General features: G+C 72.7%; 20 protein-coding genes. 6 read left to right on the top strand and 14 right to left on the bottom strand.

Annotation, left to right across the window (positions count from 1 at the left end; translation table 11 throughout):
- Nucleotides 1-47: 47 nt before the first annotated feature.
- Both ACH4E8_RS17285 and ACH4E8_RS17280 read right to left on the bottom strand, forming a co-directional pair.
- Nucleotides 48-518: a hypothetical protein gene (locus tag ACH4E8_RS17285; RefSeq protein ID WP_398448928.1), complete on the bottom strand. Its 471-nt coding sequence runs from the start codon at nt 516-518 to the stop codon at nt 48-50.
- Between the two features lie 232 nt (nt 519-750).
- Nucleotides 751-2,148 carry a hypothetical protein gene (locus tag ACH4E8_RS17280; RefSeq protein WP_398448926.1) on the bottom strand — a complete coding sequence of 466 codons (1,398 nt, stop codon included), beginning with the start codon at nt 2,146-2,148 and terminating at the stop codon, nt 751-753.
- Between the two features lie 261 nt (nt 2,149-2,409).
- On the opposite strand from ACH4E8_RS17280, the gene ACH4E8_RS17275 reads away from it, so the two are divergent.
- Nucleotides 2,410-3,804 carry a chloride channel protein gene (locus ACH4E8_RS17275; RefSeq protein ID WP_398448924.1) on the top strand — a complete coding sequence of 465 codons (1,395 nt, stop codon included), beginning with the start codon at nt 2,410-2,412 and terminating at the stop codon, nt 3,802-3,804.
- 61 nt (nt 3,805-3,865) lie between these two features.
- Here the strand turns inward: ACH4E8_RS17275 and ACH4E8_RS17270 are convergent, their stop codons facing one another.
- Together ACH4E8_RS17270 and ACH4E8_RS17265 are read right to left on the bottom strand one after the other, a co-directional pair.
- Entirely contained in the window at nt 3,866-4,522 is a 657-nt protein-coding gene (locus ACH4E8_RS17270; RefSeq protein WP_398448922.1) for an SRPBCC family protein, read from the bottom strand.
- 53 nt (nt 4,523-4,575) lie between these two features.
- A complete protein-coding gene (locus ACH4E8_RS17265; protein ID WP_398448920.1) occupies nt 4,576-4,995 on the bottom strand; it encodes an ArsR/SmtB family transcription factor in 420 nt (139 codons plus the stop codon).
- A gap of 151 nt (nt 4,996-5,146) precedes the next feature.
- Here ACH4E8_RS17265 and ACH4E8_RS17260 point away from each other — a divergent pair, with 151 nt between their 5' ends.
- Nucleotides 5,147-5,722 (top strand): TerD family protein, encoded by a 576-nt coding sequence (locus ACH4E8_RS17260; RefSeq protein ID WP_398448918.1) that lies wholly within the window; start codon nt 5,147-5,149, stop codon nt 5,720-5,722.
- 219 nt (nt 5,723-5,941) lie between these two features.
- Entirely contained in the window at nt 5,942-6,232 is a 291-nt protein-coding gene (locus ACH4E8_RS17255) for a DUF6191 domain-containing protein (protein ID WP_398448916.1), read from the top strand.
- Nucleotides 6,233-6,333: 101 nt separating this feature from the next.
- Here ACH4E8_RS17255 and ACH4E8_RS17250 read toward each other — a convergent pair whose 3' ends face one another.
- The gene (locus ACH4E8_RS17250) at nt 6,334-7,164 is read right to left on the bottom strand and encodes a class I SAM-dependent methyltransferase (protein ID WP_398448914.1); all 831 of its coding nucleotides are present in this window, start codon (nt 7,162-7,164) and stop codon (nt 6,334-6,336) included.
- 70 nt (nt 7,165-7,234) lie between these two features.
- On the opposite strand from ACH4E8_RS17250, the gene ACH4E8_RS17245 reads away from it, so the two are divergent.
- Nucleotides 7,235-9,157, top strand: coding sequence for a S9 family peptidase (locus ACH4E8_RS17245; RefSeq protein ID WP_398448912.1), 1,923 nt, complete (start codon nt 7,235-7,237; stop codon nt 9,155-9,157).
- A 27-nt stretch (nt 9,158-9,184) separates the two neighbouring features.
- Nucleotides 9,185-9,994, top strand: coding sequence for an SURF1 family protein (locus ACH4E8_RS17240; RefSeq protein ID WP_398448910.1), 810 nt, complete (start codon nt 9,185-9,187; stop codon nt 9,992-9,994).
- A gap of 397 nt (nt 9,995-10,391) precedes the next feature.
- Here ACH4E8_RS17240 and ACH4E8_RS17235 read toward each other — a convergent pair whose 3' ends face one another.
- The 8 genes from ACH4E8_RS17235 to ACH4E8_RS17200 form a co-directional block, all read right to left on the bottom strand.
- Nucleotides 10,392-10,676 (bottom strand): hypothetical protein, encoded by a 285-nt coding sequence (locus tag ACH4E8_RS17235; RefSeq protein ID WP_398448909.1) that lies wholly within the window; start codon nt 10,674-10,676, stop codon nt 10,392-10,394.
- 2 nt (nt 10,677-10,678) lie between these two features.
- A complete protein-coding gene (locus tag ACH4E8_RS17230) occupies nt 10,679-11,803 on the bottom strand; it encodes a hypothetical protein (RefSeq protein WP_398448907.1) in 1,125 nt (374 codons plus the stop codon).
- A 167-nt stretch (nt 11,804-11,970) separates the two neighbouring features.
- Nucleotides 11,971-12,684: a SigE family RNA polymerase sigma factor gene (locus tag ACH4E8_RS17225; protein ID WP_398448905.1), complete on the bottom strand. Its 714-nt coding sequence runs from the start codon at nt 12,682-12,684 to the stop codon at nt 11,971-11,973.
- Between the two features lie 395 nt (nt 12,685-13,079).
- Nucleotides 13,080-14,147 carry an aspartate-semialdehyde dehydrogenase gene (locus ACH4E8_RS17220; RefSeq protein ID WP_398448903.1) on the bottom strand — a complete coding sequence of 356 codons (1,068 nt, stop codon included), beginning with the start codon at nt 14,145-14,147 and terminating at the stop codon, nt 13,080-13,082.
- Nucleotides 14,144-15,415: an aspartate kinase gene (locus ACH4E8_RS17215; protein ID WP_361967886.1), complete on the bottom strand. Its 1,272-nt coding sequence runs from the start codon at nt 15,413-15,415 to the stop codon at nt 14,144-14,146. Before ACH4E8_RS17215 ends, ACH4E8_RS17220 begins: the two co-directional genes overlap by 4 nt.
- A 224-nt stretch (nt 15,416-15,639) precedes the next feature.
- Nucleotides 15,640-16,296, bottom strand: a complete 657-nt coding sequence (locus tag ACH4E8_RS17210) for a DUF5063 domain-containing protein (RefSeq protein ID WP_398448901.1) — start codon at nt 16,294-16,296, stop codon at nt 15,640-15,642.
- Complete coding sequence (gene recR, locus ACH4E8_RS17205) at nt 16,289-16,888, bottom strand: recombination mediator RecR (RefSeq protein ID WP_398448899.1); 600 nt, start codon at nt 16,886-16,888, stop codon at nt 16,289-16,291. Before recR ends, ACH4E8_RS17210 begins: the two co-directional genes overlap by 8 nt.
- Nucleotides 16,889-17,030: 142 nt before the next feature.
- Entirely contained in the window at nt 17,031-17,366 is a 336-nt protein-coding gene (locus ACH4E8_RS17200) for a YbaB/EbfC family nucleoid-associated protein (RefSeq protein WP_361542918.1), read from the bottom strand.
- A 320-nt stretch (nt 17,367-17,686) separates the two neighbouring features.
- Between ACH4E8_RS17200 and ACH4E8_RS17195 the strand changes: the two genes are divergently transcribed.
- The gene (locus tag ACH4E8_RS17195; RefSeq protein ID WP_398448897.1) at nt 17,687-18,442 is read left to right on the top strand and encodes an SLATT domain-containing protein; all 756 of its coding nucleotides are present in this window, start codon (nt 17,687-17,689) and stop codon (nt 18,440-18,442) included.
- 328 nt (nt 18,443-18,770) lie between these two features.
- On the opposite strand, the gene ACH4E8_RS17190 is transcribed toward ACH4E8_RS17195, so the two are convergent.
- Nucleotides 18,771-19,421, bottom strand: a complete 651-nt coding sequence (locus tag ACH4E8_RS17190) for a hypothetical protein (RefSeq protein WP_398448896.1) — start codon at nt 19,419-19,421, stop codon at nt 18,771-18,773.
- Nucleotides 19,422-19,486: the final 65 nt, after the last annotated feature.

Genomic DNA, 19,486 nt, shown 5'->3' with positions numbered 1-19,486 from the left:
ACCCTGGTCGCGACCGCCGCGTCCTCGTCAGAGCAGCGGTCGGTCGGTCAGAGCAGCGGTCGGTCGTCGACCGGTCGGTACACCGCCAGCGCCCAGATGATGAACACGTCGATCGCGATCACGATCAGCGCCCAGACCGGCAGGTACGGCAGGAACAGGAACTGGGCGACGAGGCTGATCCCGGCGAGGAAGATGCCGAACCAGCGGGCCCACTCCATGTTCTTGAGCACCCCGTAACCGGTGATCACCAGCAGCACGCCGATGATCAGGTGGATCCAGCCCCAGCCGGTGAGGTTGATCCGGTAGACGTAGTCGCCGACCGTGCCGTACACCACGTCCTTGCTGATCGCGGCGATGCCCTGGAGGATCCCGAGCACACCGCTGCACAGCATCAAAACCCCGGCGAAGACGACCCCGCCGGCCGCCCAAGCGCTGTTCCCGTGCTGGCCGGAACCGTGGCCCGAGCCATGGCTCGACCTGTGCGGCGGGGTCCCGGTCGGCTGTGATGCCTGGGTCATGGGACTTCCCTTCGTCGTCCCGTACGCCTGCCGCGCACGGGTTTCCGGGGGCCGGCCGGACGGGTCCGGGCCGACCTGCTCCGGATTTCGAGCGTGTGACCGGGACCACGGCACCGCCATCCAGATGCACCCGTTCGGGTGAATTCGTACGGAGGCGCCAGGCGAGTTTCGGAAGGGCGTCGGAAGGGCGTCGGAGGGGCGTCGGCAGGGCGTCCGTGGACGTCCGAAGGGCTCAGGGAGCGACGTCCCCCGTGGTGCCCGCCTCCGGCGGCTCGTCCAGGAAGTCCACGACGGCGAGCGCGAACAGCAGCGCCAGCGCCAGTCCGACCACCACCCAGCCCGTCGGATAGCTCCACAGCAGGTACGCGAGGAGCGCCGCGGCCACCAGCACCCACACGATCCAGCGGCGGTGGCGGTGCACCCACCGCCCGACCGGGCCGGTGCGCAGCCCCGCCCGGTCCGCGGTGGAGCGCACCGCCCGGATGCCCGAGTGCCACAGCCCGCGGACGAAGACGGCCCGCCGACCCGGGCCGCTGAGCCAGGCGCCCAGCGCGACGACGACGCCGAGGGCGACGACCATCCGCACGGTGACCCGCATCAGCCGGACCATCGCGTCGTACACCGCGCCGGCCGCCGGCTGGGAGACGGTGGCCGGCAGCGCGTCCAGGTAGACGGCGCGGAAGACGGTCAGCGCGCCGCCGAGGAGCAGGGTCGCGAAGGCGACGCCGAGCGCGGCGGCGACGAGGGCGCGCCGTCGACGCAGGGCGAGCAGCACCCCGGCCGCGACCAGCAGCACGGCGATCACCGGCAGCCAGAAGCCAGCGAGTTGGAGCAGCCGGAAGCCGGTCTTGACCTTCCCGATGTCGTCCGACTGGACGACCGTGAACTGGGTGTGGATCTCCGGGATCTTGCCGGCGGCCGTCAGGCCGTCCGCCACCAGGCGCTCCTTGACCTGGTCGATCACCGGGCCGAGGTCGATCTCGACGGCGTTGTTCGTGAGGGTGACGGCGCCGCCGCCGCTGCCGGTGAGGGCCTTGTCGAGGGAGTCGTGGACCTTGCGGTTGGCCTCGGTCCAGAAGGTCTGGAACCGGTCGGACGCGACGACGGCCTTCGCCTTGTCGTGGACGAAGCTCTTGAGCGCGTTCTCCAGGGTGCCGCCCAGCCGGCCGAGCGCGGCGGCCACCCGCGGCCGGTCGGCGGGGGCGACGCCCTCCAACAGGCTGTTGAGGTCGATGTGCTGCATCAGGGCGTCGGTGACGCGGGTGGCGACGGCGTCCTGGACGTCGGGGTTGCGGGCGATCGGCGCGACCGTGGCGACGTACCGGTCCGTGTTGCCGACCTCCTGCGACGCCCAGGCGGCGACCACGCTCAACGGGGCGAGCACGCAGCCCACGACGATGAAGAGGGCGGACCAGAAGGCGCGTACGCGGTGGTGGCGGGGGCGGGCCCGGGCCCCTTCGAGGGCGGCGACGCGGGCGTGGAGCTGCCGCAGCTCCTCGTCCCTCGACGGAGGCGGGCCACCGGCCCGCGGTACGTCGTCGGAGCCCGGAACGCGGCCGGAGCCCGGAACGTCGTCGGAGCCCGGTACGTCGTCAGGCCGGTCCCCGGCGCCCGGTGTTCCCTCCGCCATGTACGCCACCTCCACCGCGCCGAGCGCACTCGCCGCCGACGCCGACCATCGGCGCTGCCGGCCCTGTAGCCAGCGAAACCGCGCCGCGCCGCGCGGGCGAGCCGCAGTGCCCCGTACGGGGCGGACCTCACCCGTACGGCCCCGGCCGGCGCCCCGCCCCCGCGCACCCGGCCTCCCCCGGGCTTTCAGTGGGAGCATGCGTACGTACGACACAGGCGCACCGCAGCGCCGGCCCGGGCGCCCGGACGCCGGCGGGGCCGTATGACGCCATCCGCACCGCAGGGTGCCGAAGGGGCGGAACGCGCAGAGGGCGCGAAGGGCGCTCAAGGCGCTGAGAGCGTCGCGCCCGTCGGCAGCGGCACAGCGAGCGACCTGTCGCTGCGCGCCGTCCTCAGCAGCCGCGGCTACGCCCTGCTGCTGGTCCTCTCGGTCGTCATCGGCGCACCGATCGCCTTCGCCGCGTTCCTCTTCGTCAGCCTCCAACACCTCATCCAGCGCGGCGTGTGGGAGGACCTGCCCGAGGCCGTCGGCTACGCCGAGCCGCCCTGGTGGTGGCCGCTGCCCGCGCTGCTGCTGGCGGGGCTGGTCCTCGCGCCCATCGTCACCCGCCTGCCGGGCGGCGGCGGCCACCGGCCGGTCAACGGGCTCGGCGGCCCGCCGCTCGGGCCGAACGCGCTGCCGGGCGTGCTCCTGGCGGCACTGGTGACGCTGCCGTTGGGCGTGGTGCTCGGCCCCGAGGCCCCGCTGATGGCGCTCGGCAGCGGACTCGCGCTGCTCGCCGTGCGGGAGGCGAAGCGCGACGCCCACCCGAAGATGGCCACGGTCCTGGCCACCAGCGGCTCGACGACCGCGATCTCCACGATCTTCGGCGGACCGCTGGTGGCGGTGGTGATGATGGTGGAGGCGGCCGGACTCGCCGGGCCCCAACTGGTCGTCCTGCTGCTGCCCTGTCTGCTGGCGAGCGGGGTCGGCGCCCTCGTCTTCACCGGCTTCGGGCAGTGGACGGGCCTGTCGGTGGGGGCGCTCTCGCTGCCGGAGGTGCCGCCGGACGTCACTCCGGACGCGGGCGACTTCCTGTGGGGCGTGCCCGTCGCCGTGCTGATCGGCGTGGTCGTGTCGTCGGCGCACCGCCTCGGCTACGCGACGGCCACCTGGACCGGGCGGCGCACCGCGTGGCGCACGGTGGTCTGCGCCGTCGCCGTCGGCGTGCTGATCTCGGCGTACGCCCTGATCACCGGCCGTTCGCCGGCGGAGGCCGCGCTCTCCGGGCAGATGACGCTGGGCGCGCTCGCGGCGGATCCGCACGCCTGGTCGGTGGGGGCGCTGGTGGTGCTCGTCCTGTGCAAGGGGCTCGCCTGGGGCGTCGCGCTCGGTGCGCTGCGCGGCGGGCCGATCTTCCCGGCCGTGCTGCTCGGCGCGGCGCTGGGGATCGCGTGTGCGGGGCTGCCGGGGATGGGGGCGACGCCGGGGCTGGCGATCGGGATCGCGGCGGCCACCGCCGTGGTGACGCGGCTGCCGGTCACCAGCGCCGTCCTGGCGGCGCTGCTGATGGGGCCGGACTCGACGAACCAGATGCCGCTGATCGCGGTGGCGTCGGTGGTCGGGTTCCTGACCGCGGAGTTGGTGGACCGGGTGAAGGGGCCGGCGGCCGCATGAAGGGGCGCGGGCCCGGGCCGGTCCCCCGTACCGGCCCGAGTTCCCACCTCCGTCCGGCGCCTCAGGATCCCGGGGCGTCCGGTCCGTCCAGCGGGGGCACGTAGAACGCCGTCGTCTGCCGTACGGCCGAGGCCACGACCTCGTCGGGCGCGCCGGACGCCGTGTACGCCCGCCCCCACTCCTCGCTGCTGCGGGTGGTGTACGCGCGGGCCTCCTCGGTGCGCTCCCACTCCGCCGGGTCGGGCATCTCGTCCGGGGCGTGCAGGTGCATGCCGAGGCCGAGCAGCATCAGGTCCCAGCCGACCCCGGTGGCACCCGGGCCGAACTTGCCCCAGAACTCCTCCGGCACCACGGCCACGTGCTCCAGCTCGAAGACGGTCCGGTCGGGGCCCTCGGGGGTGAGCCGCACCTCGACCTCGCTGAAGCCCGGGTCCGGGCCGTACAGCCAGCTCACGCGGAGCAGCTTCGGGGGCTCGCAGCGCAGGATCTCGCCGCCGGCGTTGCCCTCCAACTGGTACGTGCCGCCGAGCCGGAGGTCACCGGTGACCGGCAGGAACCAGCGCCGCATGCGCTCGGGGTCGGTGCAGGCGTCCCAGACGTCCTCGGCGCCGGCGTCGTACGTGCGCCGGAGCAGGACGGTGTGGGCCTCCCCGCCGGGGGCGGGCCGGCTGCCCACCTCGCGGTGGACCTGGTTGATCCGGTCGACGATGTCGCTCATCGCTGTTGCTCCTCTGTCGTTCCCTTGTCGTTCCGTCGGGGCGGGTACCCGCTTCACGGGCCGCCGCTGGCTGCGCGTCGTTCGTCCTCTTCCGATCGTCGGCCGTCCGGCGGCCGGGCGCCGGTCGACGGCCGGCGCTCCGCGGCGATGCGCCGTTCGCGCTTGCCGCGGGCCAGCTCCGTGCCGAGCGCGTCGAGCCGTTGCTCCCAAAAGCCCCGGAACCGGTCGAGCCAGGCGTCGACCTCGCGCAGGGGCGCCGGCTCGACGGCGTAGAGCCGGCGGGCGCCGTCGGCCCGTACGGAGGCGAAGCCGGCCTCGCGCAACACCTTCAAGTGCTGCGAGACCGCCGGCTGCGAGATCCCGAACTCCTTGCGGATCACCGCGGCGACCGCGCCCGACGGCTGTTCTCCGGCCGCGAGCAGTTCCAATATCCGGCGTCGCACCGGATCCCCCAGGACATCGAATGCGTGCACGATCCCACTGTGCAGCCTCGACTTATATAAGTCAAAACTTAATCACTCGTCCGAGGGGGGCGGGAACCGGAGTCGCCCACGACTCGTTGGGCACGGTGGGCAAAGGAAACGTCAAGAGGCGCGGCCCGCGCCGGATTGCGCAGGGATTTCCATGGGTGTCAGCCTTTCCAAGGGCGGCAATGTCTCGCTGAGCAAGGAGGCCCCGGGCCTGACTGCGGTGGTCGTGGGCCTCGGCTGGGACGTCCGCACCACCACCGGCACCGACTTCGACCTGGACGCCAGCGCGCTGCTGATCGACGGGAACGGCAAGGTGCTGTCCGACGGCCACTTCGTCTTCTTCAACAACCTCAAGAGCCCCGACGGCTCCGTCGAGCACACCGGTGACAACCTCACCGGTGAGGGCGAGGGCGACGACGAGCAGATCAAGGTGAACCTCGCGGGCGTGCCCGCCGAGGTCCAGAAGATCGTCTTCCCGGTCTCGATCCACGAGGGCGAGAGCCGCAGCCAGTCCTTCGGCCAGGTGCGGAACGCCTTCATCCGCGTCGTCAACCAGGCCGGCGGCGCCGAGCTCGCCCGTTACGACCTCAGCGAGGACGCCTCGACCGAGACCGCGATGGTCTTCGGCGAGCTGTACCGCCACGGCGCCGAGTGGAAGTTCCGCGCCGTCGGCCAGGGTTACGCCTCGGGCCTGCGCGGCATCGCCCAGGACTTCGGCGTCAACGTCTGAGTTCGCCGCTGGCGTTCTGATCCAGACCGGGTCAGCAGGCCGCTGGACCATCGGCCCGTCGCGGCGCCGGTCCAGCAGGCCAACTGGCCCAAGGCGTTTGCGCGACGCCCCGGGAGACGTCCTGCTCCCGGGGCGTCGCGCGTTCTCGGCGCCTGTGCCGCCCGCTTCCCCCGCTCCTGCCCCTGGCCCTACCGCCCGCCGCCGAAGGAGACTGCCGGCATGGAGTTCATCGTCTTCATGACGCTTCCGGGCCTGGTGATCCTCTTGACGGTCATCGCCTTCTTCGACCAGATCCTGCGGGCCGTGGGGCTGGGGAAGCGGTCCGGCCAGGTGTCGTCCACCGGGTTCGAGCAGCTGCACGCCACCTTCTCGCCGGGGAAGCAGAGCGAGCTGAAGGAACGTCAGAGCGCGCTGCTACTGAAGGACGACGAGGAGGACGGCGCCCCGCCGCACCGCTCCTCCGTCGACCTGGACGCGGGCCGCGCGATAGTGCGGCTGCCCCGAAGCTGACCGCGGCGCCGCACCCGCCCGGCGGGCAGGGCGCCTCCGTCCGACGCACCGGGCTCGACCATGCGACGCACAGGGCTCGACCATGCGACGCGCCGGGCGCGTCAGACCTTCGACGCCTTGAGGGAGTACATCAGCGGGATCCGCGGACGGTCGGCCGGGAAGCGGTAGTAGCCACCGCCCTGGCTCTCCAGCGCGCCGAACCGCTGGAAGAGCGACACGTCGTGCTCGTGGAGGAACTCCAACCGCAGCCCGTTCGCACAGAGCGCGGAGACGACCGAGCTGATCGGGTGCTGCCACTCGACCGTGCGCTTGTTGGCGATCCGGGCGTCCACGTCGGTGTACGTGCCGTCGACGTCCTCCACCCACGCGTCGCGGGAGAAGTAGTCGTGCACGATCCGGGAGCCGGTCTCGTCGTCGAGGACGTCGGTCAACGGGTGGAACTCGGCGAGGTAGAGGAAGCCTCCGGGTGCCACGAGCGAGGCGGCGACCTCGGCCCAGCGGTCGACGTCGGGGAGCCAGCCGAGGGCGCCGACACCGGTGTAGACGATGTCGTACGACTCGTCGGGCACGGCGGCGACCGCGTCGTACACGTCGGACGTCACGAAGCTCGCCCGCTCGGGGCCGAGGCCGATCTCGCCGGCGATCCTGCCCGCGGCGACCACAGCCGGCTCGGAGAAGTCCAATCCGACGACCCGGGCCGCGCCGCGCCGGGCCCAACTCAGCGTGTCGAGGCCGATGTGGCACTGGAGGTGCAGCAGGCTACGGCCGCTGACGTCGCCGACCTCCGCGACCTCGAAGTCGCGCAGCGGGTCCTTGCCCGCGCGGAAGGAGTCCAGGTCGTAGTAGTCGCTGGCGACGTGGACGGGGACGCGGTCGTCCCAGTTGGCCCGGTTGAGCTCTCGCCAGTCCTCGGGGTGGCTTGATGCATACATGGACCCGAAGTTATCCACAGGCTGAGGACGAAGCGAACGGTTTGTCGGGCCCTCGGCGCAGAATGGGGTCATGACTGAGACCACGCCCGCCGCGCAGGCGACGAACGCCCCGTCCGTGACGGACACCGCGACAGTGACGGACGCCGCCACCGAGCCCGCCGCGCCGACCGCCGGGCCGACCGCCGGGCCCGACTGGGAGCGGCGCTTCCGCGCCCCGCGCGTCTCCCTGCCCGACTGGGCGGAGGACGCGCCGGACCGCTCGCTCTTCGTGTCGAACGCCACCGGCACCTTCGAGCTCTACGCCTGGGACCGCGCGACGGGCGAGCAGCGCCAGGTCACGGACCGGCCCAACGGCACGACGGACGGCGTCCTCGCGCCCGACGGCGCCTCGATCTGGTGGTTCTCGGACACGGACGGGGACGAGTTCGGGATATGGCTGCGGCAGCCCTTCGGCGGCGGGCCGGACGAGCCCGCCGCCGAAGGGCTCGCCCCGTCCTACCCCGCCGGGCTCGCCATCGGGCGGCAGGGCGTCGCGGTCGTCGGACGCTCCACCGACGAGCACGGCACGACGATCCACGTGGTGCGCGACGGCTCCCCCGAAGGCCCCGTGGAGATCTACCGGCACCGCGAGTCGGCCGGCGTGGGCGCCCTGTCGCACGACGGGACCCTGATCGCCGTCGAGCACACCGAGCACGGCGACGCGATGCACTCGGCGCTGCGCGTCGTCCGCCTCGACGGCTCCCCGGTCGCGGAGTTGGACGACACCGCGGGCGGCACGGAGGAGCTGGGCCTTGAGGCCCTCGGGTTCGCCCCGGTCGAGGGGGACACCCGGCTGCTCGTGGGCCACCAGCGCCGGGGCCGGTGGGAGCCCATGGTGTGGGACGTGGCGTCCGGCGAGCAGACCGCGCTCGCGGTCGACCTGCCGGGCGACGTCAGCGCGGAGTGGTTCCCGGACGGCTCCGCGCTGCTGATCGCGCACAGCTTCAAGGCCCGCGGCGAGCTGTGGCGCTACGACCTCGCGTCGAGCGAGCTGACGCGGATCGAGACGCCCGCGGGCTCCGTCTCCGGCGCGACCGCCCGCCCCGACGGCTCGGTGGAGTACATGTGGTCGTCCGCCGCGCTGCCGCCGCAGGTGCGTTCGACGGCGGGCGGGGCCGTGTTGGACCCGCCGGGGGCGCGGGCGCCGGAGTCCGTCGCCGTGGAGGACGCCTGGGTGGAGGGGCCGGGGGGCCTGATCCACGCGCTGGTGCAGCGGCCGGCGGGGACGACGGGCCCGCTGCCGACGGTCTTCGAGATCCACGGCGGCCCGACGTGGCACGACGGCGACGCCTTCGCGGCCGGCCCCGCCGCCTGGGTCGACCACGGCTACGCCGTCGTCCGGGTCAACTACCGCGGCTCGACCGGGTACGGCCGCGCGTGGACGGACGCGCTCAAGCACCGGGTTGGCCTGATCGAGCTGGAGGACATCGACGCGGTCCGCGCGTGGGCGGTGGAGTCCGGCCTCGCCGATCCGCGGCGACTCGTCCTGTCCGGCGGCTCCTGGGGCGGGTACCTCACCCTCCTCGGCCTCGGCACCCAGCCCGACGTGTGGGCGCTGGGCCTGGCCGCGGTGCCCGTCGCGGACTACGTCACGGCGTACCACGACGAGATCGAGGCGCTGAAGGCGCTGGACCGCACCCTGTTCGGCGGCACCCCCGAGGAGGTCCCCGAGCGGTTCACAGCGTCCTCCCCGCTGACGTACGTGGACGCGGTCCGCGCCCCGGTGTACATCTCAGCCGGGGTCAACGACCCGCGCTGCCCCATCCGCCAGGTGGACAACTACGTGGACCGCCTCGCCGCCCGCGGCGCGGTCCACGAGGTCTACCGCTTCGACGCGGGGCACGGCTCGCTGGTGGTCGAGGAGCGGATCAAGCAGGTCGCGCAGGAGATCGCCTTCGCCGAGAAGCACCTGCCCGGCGCGGACCGGGCCGGAGAGGGGGGCGCGCAGGAGTAGCCCGGGGGCGTTCCGTACCGTGGAGGGGTGTATCGGTTCCTGCTGACGCCCCGCTGGTGGGGGATCAATGTCTTCGTCGTGCTGGCGATCCCGTTCTGCATCTTCATGGGGACCTGGCAGCTCGGCAGGTTCGAGGACCGCGCCGCCACGCAGAAGGAGGCGGAGCGGGCCCCCACGGCGGCCGAGCTGAAGCCGACCCCGCTGGGCGAGTTGCTGCCCGTCGACAAGGAGACGTCCGGCCGGACCGCGACCGCGGCCGGACGGTACGGCGAGCAGTTCCTCGTGCCGGGACGGGAGCTGGAGGGCGAGCGCGGTTCGTACGTGCTGACCCTGCTGAAGACGGACGGCGCGGGCGGGAAGACCCTCCCCGTCGTCCGCGGCTGGCTCCCCGAGGGCGCAGCGGCGCCCGCCGCGCCGACGGGTCCGGTCGCCGTGGAGGGCGCGCTCCAGGCGTCCGAGACCGTCGGCAAGGACGGGGTCCACTCGGCGGGTGGGCTGCCGCCGGGGCAGCTCGCGATGATCAGCGCGGCGTCGCTGGTGAACGTCGTCCCCGACGACGTGTACGACGCGTGGATCACGCTCACCAAGGCGGACTCCGGCCTGCGCGCCGTCCCGGCGACGCTCCCGGAGGGCAGCGGCCTGGACCTGAAGGCGTTCCAGAACCTGGGCTACTCCGGGGAGTGGTTCGCGGGGGTGGCCTTCATCCTGTTCATGTGGTTCCGCTTCTTCCGCCGCGACGTGGAGCTGGTGAAGGACCAGGCGCTGGGCCTGGACCCGTCGAACGCGCCCGAGCCCGAACCGGCCCCCTCGCCGGACCGCGAGCCGGCCCACCAGTAGCCTGCCGTTTCCCTGCGGGAGCGTGTGTCGCTGCGGCTCGATGGTGGGCTGATCGCGCAGTTCCTCGCGCCCCTGTGTCGCTTCCCCCGTCACTCATCTGCGGGTGCAGACGGAGGAGTTCAGGGCGCTGGGAGCCTGCCACGCCCTCTGGGCGTAGGTGGGGGTGCCCCCGTGCCCGCAGGGCACAGGGGGAGGAACTGCGCGACCAGCCCATCACGACCCGCGGATGAACGAGGGGTTAGGGGCGCGGGGAACTGCGCGACGAGCCCACCACCGGGTTGCAGGGACACACGCTCCCGCAGGGAAACCGTGGGGTTGTCCAGGGGCGCGAGGTCCTGCGCGGGCACGTCGCACAGGGTCGCGGGGGCGGCGGCCCCGTAGCGGCGGCGGGGAGACGTCAGGGGTCCCGGGCGAAGGGGATCCAGCCTCCTTCGGCGCGGGAGTAGTGCGCGGGGGTCGTGGGAACGATCTCGGTCAGGGGGAGCCACTCGTCCTCCGGTTCCCACTCCGCACCGCCCGTCGCCTGCGCGTACAGCGGGCTCGGCGCCCAGCTCAGGAGGGCGTGGTCGGCGGACACCTCCACCAACCAGCCAAGGAACTCCCGACCGTCCCGGAGCGTGAAGCCGACCTTGTCGGCCCGGGCCGCGCGCTCGGTGAGGTAGTCGTGCAGGGCGCGCACCACGGTCAGTCCTCCAGGACGCCGGTCCGGTAGATCGTGCCGGCGCAGGCGTTCGGGATCGTCGCCTCGGCCGTCGGGGCACCCGGCTGCGCGGTGTGGGTGACGGCCACGCTGCCGTCGCTGCCGGCGCTCTCGAAGGTGCTGGCCGGTGGTTCCTGGCCGCCGGGCGGAGTGCCGGCGCCGCCGCCGTTGCCGCCGCCCGAGGCGTCGCCGTCGGAGGGGGTCGGGGTCGGGGACGGCCCGGGCGTGCACGTCTCGTCCGGCACCCAGGCGAACCGCACCTCGTACGCGGAGGCCGGCTTCAGCAGCAGCGCGGGCTTCTCCTTCGACGGGTCGGGCAGCCCGGGCGCCGGGTCGCCCGCGGTGTGGTCGACGACCTTGATCTTGTCTTTGTCGGCCGCGCCGAGCGCCTGGAAGTCGACCGTGCCGCGCCCGTTGACCTCGCAGTCCGTGGCGGAGACGTTGGCGACGCGGAAGGTCCCGTACACCCGGCCGTCGGAGTCGGGCCGGTCCGCCCGGGCCGTGGTGACGCCGAGTTGGGCGGCGTCGCAGGCCCGGGCCTGGGCCGCGGGCTCGTTCGAGGGGGAGGCGGAGCCGCCCGGGGCGCTCGCGCCGCTGCTGGCCTCGGAGGGGTCGGCGGGCGAACGGCCGGGGTCGACGTCCCGGTCGGGTCGCTCCCCCTCGACGTGCCCGCCCGGGCCGTGGTCCCCGCCGGTCGCGCCGGGGCCCTCGCCGCGGCCGCCGTCGGAGACCTCGCCGTGGCCGGTGTTGACGGTCTTGTGGCTGCTGCCGCCGCCGGAGTTCGCCACGGTGACGAAGGCGGGCACGGCGGTCGCGGTGAGGACGGCGGTGGCGACCGCGCCGATCAGCAACTGGCGCTTGCGGGCCCGGCGCGCGGGCACCGCGAGGTGCAGCCGGTCCAGCGCCCCGGCCGAGGGCTGGAGGTCGCCCACCGCACCCTGGAAGAGCAGTCGTAGACCCTGCTCGTCCGAGTCCGAGTCCGAGTCGGAGTCGGAGTCGGAACCGAAGGCCGACCCGGAGCCGGAGTCGGAGCCCGACCCGGAGCCGGCCCCCGAGTCCGAGCCGACGCCCGAGCCAGAGCCGAAGCCCGAGCCCGGGTCAGGGCCCACGTCAGGGCCGTCGCCCGCGTCGGGACAAGAGTCCGCGTCGGGGCCGTGGGCCGGCGCCTCGTCGCCGTTTCGGTGTTCCGGCGCGTTGTTCACAGTTCCGTTTCCAGTCAGGTCGTCAAACGGCCCGTCCGACCGCGGTGGCGGCCCGGGCGTCGTGTCGTGCCCGCTCATGACGTGGCCTCCATCGCGACGCGCAGCGCCGCGATGCCCCGGGAACCGTACGCCTTCACCGAACCCAGCGATATCCCCAGGGCCTGGGCGACCTGGGCTTCCGTCATGTCGGCGAAGTACCGCAGCACCAGCACCTCGCGCTGGCGGCGCTGGAGTCCGCGCATCGCCTTGATCAGGGCGTCCCGCTCCAGTTGGTCGTACGCCCCCTCCTCCGCACTCGCCATGTCCGGCATCGGCTTGGAGAGCAGCTTCAGGCCGAGGATGCGCCGGCGCAGCGCGGACCGGGAGAGGTTGACCACCGTCTGTCGCAGGTAGGCGAGGGTCTTCTCCGGCTCGCGCACCCGCTTGCGCGCCGAGTGGACGCGGATGAACGCCTCCTGCACGACGTCCTCGCAGGAGGCGGTGTCGTCGAGGAGCAGCGCGGCGAGGCCGAGCAGCGAGCGGTAGTGCGCGCGGTAGGTCTCGGTGAGGTGGTCGACGGTGGTGCCCGCGGCGGGCGCCTCTTCGGCACCGCGCTGGGTGGGGATCGCGCCGGTGGTCGCTGCCGGCCGCAGGGCGGGCGCGGCGGACGACGGGGACGGCGGGGGGCCGGAAGGCGTCGACGGCACGGGCGCGATCACCGGCATGCCCCCGCGGGGGCGGGGCCTGCGGAGGGGACGCACCGGAACGCCGGGCGCCGTCGCCCTCGTGAAGTCGAGTACCTCTGCCACGCCTGTTGGACACGCTCCCCCCTGCCGGGGTTGTACGCGCACGCCAGCGGTTTTGACAGTGGATGGATTCCAGCCATGCGTACTTGCCTGCCCCAAGTCTGCGGCACCGATCGGTGGCGGTGCTCGCAAAGACGTTCCCGGCCCGACTGGCGGTTGCAGGCCGGGGAGAAGGAACTGTCGATCATCGTCCCGCCCCCGGACCGAAACGGTACGGACCTGCGACGTTCTCACGGGGCGTTCACGAATCCTACAAAGTTCGCGGCCCTCTTAGACAGGGCTCAACCGCAAATCGGGGAAGATTTCCGATCTTGGAAAGGGCGCGGGCGAGCAGGGCGGGCGGCGGTGCGGCCGGCAAGCGGTGAAGGAGGTACGACCGTACGGAGGGAGCGGCCGGCTCAGCCGTGCAGTTCCGCGGCGATCGCCTCGGCGATCTGCACGGTGTTCAGGGCAGCGCCCTTGCGGAGGTTGTCCCCGCAGACGAACAGCTCCAGCGCACAGGGGTCGTCGGGCGACCTGCGCACCCGCCCCACCCACGTCGGATCGGTCCCCACCACGTCCGCCGGCGTCGGGAACTCCCCCGCCGCCGGGTCGTCGAAGAGCACCACCCCGGGCGAGGTCGCCAGGATCTCGTGCGCCCGCGCGACCGTCACCTCGGCCTCGAAGCGGGCGTGCACCGAGAGCGAGTGCGCGGTCAGCACCGGGACCCGTACGCAGGTCGCGACCACCGGCAGCGCGGGCAGGTCGAGCACCTTGCGGAGTTCGGCGCGCAGCCCCAGTTCCTCGGACGACCAGCCGTCCTCGGCGAGTTCGCCCGCCCAGGGCACCACGTTGAGGGCGACGGGCGCGGGGAAGGGCCCGAAGCCGTTGCCGAAGGAGTCGCCCACGGCCCGCCGCACGTCGCCGGTGGTCGACCCCAACTCCGTACCGGCGACCAGCGACAACTGTTCTCGCAGCGCGGTGACCGCGTCGCGGCCGACGCCGCTGACGGCCTGGTACGAGGAGACCACCAGCTCCCGCAGCCCGAACTCGGCGTGCAGGGCGCCCACCGCGGGCGCCATGGCGAGCGTGGTGTCGTGCGGCCCGGCGACGATGCCGCGCGGGCGCAGCCGGGCGGCGTGCGGATTGACCTCCGGCACGACCAGCGGGACGTCCGCGTCCCGTCGGAAGGCGGCGGAGGCGTCCACGACCACCGCGCCCTTGGCGGCGGCGATCGGCGCCCACTGCGCGGAGACCTCCGCGGGCACCAGGAAGAGCGCCACGTCCACGCCGGCCAGCGCCTCTTCGGCCAGCGGGACCACCTCGCACTCCTCCCCGCGCACGGCCAGCTTGCGGCCGGCCGAGCGCGGGGAGGCGACGAGTCGTATCTCGCCCCAGACGTCCGCGTGCTGGGACAGGAACTGGAGCAGTACGGTGCCGACGGCCCCGGTCGCACCGACGACCGCGAGCGCCGGCTTGCGGGTCATCGGCCGGTGCCTCCGTAGACCACGGCCTCGTCGGACTCGCTGTCGAGGCCGAACCGGGTGTGCACGGCGCGCACCGCCTCGTTGACGTCGTCGGCGCGGGTGACGACCGAGATGCGGATCTCGGAGGTCGAGATCAGCTCGATGTTCACGCCCGCGTCCGTGAGCGCCTCGAAGAAGGAGGCCGTGACGCCCGGGTTGGTCTTCATGCCGGCGCCGACGAGGGAGATCTTGCCGATCTGGTCGTCGTAGCGCAGCGACTCGAAGCCGATGCGGTCCTTCGCCTTCTCCAGCTTCTCGATCGCCCGCGCGCCGTCCGTCTTGGGCAGCGTGAAGGAGATGTCGGTGAGCGCGGTGGCGGCGGCCGACACGTTCTGGACGATCATGTCGAGGTTGATGTCGGCGTCCGCGATCGCGCGGAAGATGGCCGCGGCCTCGCCCGGCTTGTCGGGCACGCCGACGACCGTGATCTTGGCCTCGGAGACGTCGTGGGCGACTCCGGAGATGATCGCGTGCTCCATCTTCTGGTCTCCCTGCGGTTCGTTGCTGACCCAGGTGCCGCGCAGTCCCGAGAAGGACGAGCGGACGTGGATCGGAATGTTGTATCGGCGGGCGTACTCCACGCAGCGGTGGAGCAGCACCTTGGAGCCGGAGGACGCCAGCTCCAGCATGTCCTCGAAGGAGATCCAGTCGATCTTCCGGGCCTTGCTGACCACCCGGGGGTCGGCGGTGAAGACGCCGTCCACGTCGGTGTAGATCTCGCAGACCTCGGCGTCCAGCGCCGCGGCCAGGGCGACGGCCGTGGTGTCGGAGCCGCCGCGGCCCAGGGTCGTGATGTCCTTCTTGTCCTGGGACACGCCCTGGAAGCCGGCGACGATGGCGATGTTGCCCTCGTCCAGCGCGGTACGGATCCGGCCCGGCGTCACATCGATGATGCGCGCTTTGTTGTGGACCGAGTCGGTGATGACGCCCGCTTGGCTACCGGTGAACGACTGGGCCTCGTGACCCAGGTTTTTGATCGCCATGGCCAGCAGTGCCATGGAGATGCGCTCTCCGGCGGTCAGCAGCATGTCGAATTCGCGCCCGGCAGGGATGGGGGATACCTGCTCGGCGAGATCGATCAACTCGTCCGTCGTGTCGCCCATCGCGGAAACCACGACGACCACCTGATGGCCGTTCTTCTTGGCGTCCACGATCCGCTTGGCGACACGCTTGATGCCCTCGGCATCGGCGACGGAGGAGCCGCCGTACTTCTGCACGACAAGGCCCACGTGCGCTCCTCGCTCGGTTCTCCACCGCAGTCCATGAGTGCTGCGGTCGGCTCAGTTTAACGAGCGGTACCGCGCCGGCCCCCGGCACATCACATGCTGAGATGCGCCGCTCACCTGGTGATCAGCCCCGCTCGGCTCACTACCTGCCCGGCGAACGGCCCGATACGCGGTATGTGTGCGGCGTCACAGCGAGTGCGCGCCTTCGGTGAGCGGGCGTCCGGGCCCTAGCTGGTGCGCAGGCCGAGCGGCGCGGCGATCTCGGCCGCCATCACCTTGCCGGCCTCCTCCGCCAGCGCCTCCTCCGTCAGGTCCTCGTCCGTGTCCAGGCCGTCCAGCTCCTGGAGCGGCTGGTCCAGCCGGACGTGGGAGACCAGGGACTGGAGCGCGCGCAGGGTCGCGGACGCGGTCGGCCCCCAGTTGGAGAAGTACGAGAACTGCCACCACCACAGCGCCTCGGTGGTCCGCTCGCTGCGGTAGTGGGCGAGGCCGTGCCGCAGGTCCGTGACGATGTCCGCGAGGTTGTCCGAGATGCGGAACGCCACCGGCGCCTTCCGCGGCTCGTACGGGTCGAAGACCTCGGAGAACACGTCCACCGGGTCCAGCAGCCGGGCGAAGCGTTCCCTCAGGTCGTCCACGTCCGGCTCCGGGCCGGTGTCCGGCTCGTAGCGCTCGTCCGGGAGGATGTCCTCGTGCGCGCCCAGCCGGCCGCCGGTGAGCAGCAGCTGGGAGATCTCCAGCAGCAGGAACGGTACGGCGCTGTCCGGTTCGTCGCCCTTCGCGACCTCGGTCACGGCGACGATGAAGGACTCGATCGAGTCCGCGATCTGGACCGCGAAGTCGGCCGGGTCCTGGTTCACGGCGTGCAGCATGGCGTTAGACATCGAGAAGTCGTCTCCCCTCGAAGGCACGCCCCAGCGTGACCTCGTCGGCGTATTCCAAGTCTCCCCCCACGGGCAGACCGCTGGCCAGCCGGGTGACCCTCAGCCCCATCGGCTTGATCATGCGTGCCAGGTATGTGGCGGTGGCCTCGCCCTCCAGATTGGGGTCCGTGGCGAGGATCAGCTCGGTGACGGCGCCGTCCGCGAGGCGGGCCAGCAGCTCCCGGATCCGCAGGTCGTCGGGGCCGACGCCCTCGATGGGGCTGATCGCCCCGCCGAGCACGTGGTAGCGGCCGCGGAACTCCCGGGTCCGCTCGATCGCCACGACGTCCTTCGACTCCTCCACCACGCAGATCACCGCGGGGTCGCGGCGCGGGTCGCGGCAGATGTTGCAGTGCTCCTGCTGGGCGACGTTCCCGCACACCGCGCAGAAGCGCACCTTGTCCTTCACTTCCAACAGGGCGTGGGCGAGGCGGCGCACGTCCGTCGGCTCGGCCTGGAGGATGTGGAAGGCGATCCGCTGCGCGCTCTTGGGACCGACGCCGGGCAGCCTGCCCAACTCGTCGATGAGGTCCTGGACCACGCCTTCGTACAACGGACTGCCTTTCCTCCGGCTCGGGTCGTACGACTCCTACGGCTCGTACGGTAGTGGCTGAACCGCCCAGTTCAGAAGGGTTCAGCAGGGTACAGAAGGGGTCAACGGGCCCGACGGACCCGCCGACGGCCCGCAGACGGGCTCAGAACGGCAGGCCCGGCATGCCGCCGAGGCCCTGGGCGAGCGGGCCCAGCTTCTGCTGCGCGAGCTGCTGGGCGTTCTCGTTCGCGGCCTGGACGGCGGCGACGACGAGGTCCGCGAGGGTCTCGGTGTCCTCCGGGTCCACCGCCTTGGGGTCGATCACCAGGGCGCGCAGCTCGCCGGAGCCGGTCACGGTGGCCTTCACGAGCCCCCCGCCCGACTGGCCCTCGACCTCGGTGCGGGCCAGTTCCTCCTGCGCCTGCGCGAGGTCCTGCTGCATCTTCTGGGCCTGCTGGAGGAGCTGCTGCATGTTGGGCTGGCCACCACCGGGGAACACGGTCACTCCTGGCACGTCGACGACACTTGCGCGTACTTCCACGGGCGGCGCCGCTGCGGAACCGCTCCGATAGCGAGCCTACGTGGTCGGGCACCGGGGCGCCGGGTCGGGCGAGATCCCCCGCCGCCCGGGGCGGCGGGGACCCGTTCGAGGGATTAGGCTGCGGGCCTCTACCTGATCAAGGCCGTTCCGGGGACGGAAATACCGGGATTTCCACCACACGGCCCAGCATTCGACGGTAAGAAGTGGTTGCAGACGGAGTGCAGTGCAGCGTGCAACGGAAACCTGCAACGGATACGAACGCGTAGAGGAGTGCCCCGGTGAGCCAGCCGGAGATGCAGCCCGGGGGGCCGGCCCGGGAGGAGCGGGGCGAGGTGCCGCGCGGCGACCTGACCGGCCGGCCGTTCCCGCTGGGTGACTGGGGCGAGCCGGCGGACCGGCTCGACGAACTGTTCCGCTGGGTCGAGACGGCGGCGCTGCGCACGGTGGACTGGTACCTCGCGGACCGCGTCTGGAAGCGGCGTACGGGCCGCGTGCTGCGCATCGGTACGGCCCTGGGCACCATCGCCGGCGCGGCGCTCCCGCTGCTGGACGTCACGGGCCTGGTGGACGGCGCCGCCGGGTGGGGTTACGTCTCCCTGCTGCTGGGCGCGGCCTGTCTGGCGTGCGACCGGTACTTCGGCGTGACGGCCGGGTGGATGCGGAACATGGCGACGGCGCAGGCGGTGCAACGGCGGTTGCAGACGCTCCAGTTCGACTGGGCGTCGGAGAGCGTGCGGGAGGTGCTGGGCCCGGCGGAGGGCACGGCGAGCGAGGCGGCGGAGCGGTGCTTGGGGGTGCTGCGGAAGTTCTCCGAGGACGTGCAGGAGTTGGTGCGGGCGGAGACGGCGGACTGGATGCGGTCGTTCCACGGGGGGTTGGACGCGTTGGTGCTCCAGTCGACGGCGCTGCCGCCGCTGGGTGGTGCCGGTGCGGGTGGGACGGGGCGCCCCGGAGAACCCGGCGCCCCGCCCCGCCCCGGCCTGCCGCCGGGCCGCCCGAACATGCCCCGCCAACGCCCACCGGAGCGACCGTGAACGACCGCGGCCGCGCTCCTGGGTGCGACTCGCCGTAGCCCTGCGGGAGCGTTCGCCTCTGCGGCCGGGGTGGGGCTTGCTCGCGCAGTTCCGCCCCCTACGCCCAGAGGGCGTGGGGGGACCCCCAGCGCCACCTGGCATGCCCGCCGTTTCCCCGCTGGAGCGTTGGCCCCTGCGGCCCGGTGGGGCTTGCTCGCGCAGTTCCCCGCGCCCCTAAACCTTGGGGGCGCTGGGGTCCGGAACTGCACGGGAACCGCCCACCGGGCCGCAGGGACCGATACTTCCGCGGGGAAACGGCGGGTGGGGCTCCCGGCGCAGCACCCGGGGGCTAGCTGAAGAGGATCATGGAGCCTTGGCCGAGGCTTCGGGTCGCCGCGGCGTGGAGGCCGAGCCAGACGTGGCGTTCGCGGGCGAAGGGGCTCTCGTCGTACGGGACGGGGGCCGCGGGTTCCTCCAGGGCCGTGCCGCGCTCCGGGGGCCGGGGGGCCGGGGGCGGGTTCTTGGGGTCGATGCCGATCGCGGGGGCGACGTACTCCAGCTCGCGCAGCAGGCCCTGGCTGGAGCCCAACGGTCCGCTGCCGGCGAGGAGTTCGTCGTTGGCCAGGGGCGCGGCGAAGTCGACCGGGACGTACGCGCCCGCGTGGTCGTAGTGCCACACCAGGTGCGACTGCTGCGCGGTGGGCTCGAACATCTCCAGCAGTTGCTCGTAGTCGCCGCCGAGTTCGTCGACGGGCGTGACCGCGAGGCCGCAGAGCTGGAGCAGGTAGGCCCGGCGCAGGAAGTGCAGGGCGTCGTAGTCGAACCCGGCGACCGGGGCCACGTCCCCGGAGAGCCCGGGCATGTACGCGAACACGGGCACCGTCGGCAGGCCCGCCTCCGTCAGCGCCTTGTCGTACGACGCCAGCTCTTCCGCGAAGGGGTTGTCGGGGCTGTGACAGAGCACATCGACGAGGGGGACCAGCCACAGGTCACATGCCAAGGGACGCTCGCTCTCCAACGGGGACGCGTCGTAACAGCGTAGGTGTCGACGGGCCGGTGGCGAAG

The organism is Streptomyces sp. NPDC017979, from assembly GCF_044328175.1.
Taxonomy (GTDB): domain Bacteria; phylum Actinomycetota; class Actinomycetes; order Streptomycetales; family Streptomycetaceae; genus Streptomyces.
Note: the sequence above shows the minus strand (reverse complement) of the source record. Positions and strands in the feature narration are given on the sequence as shown.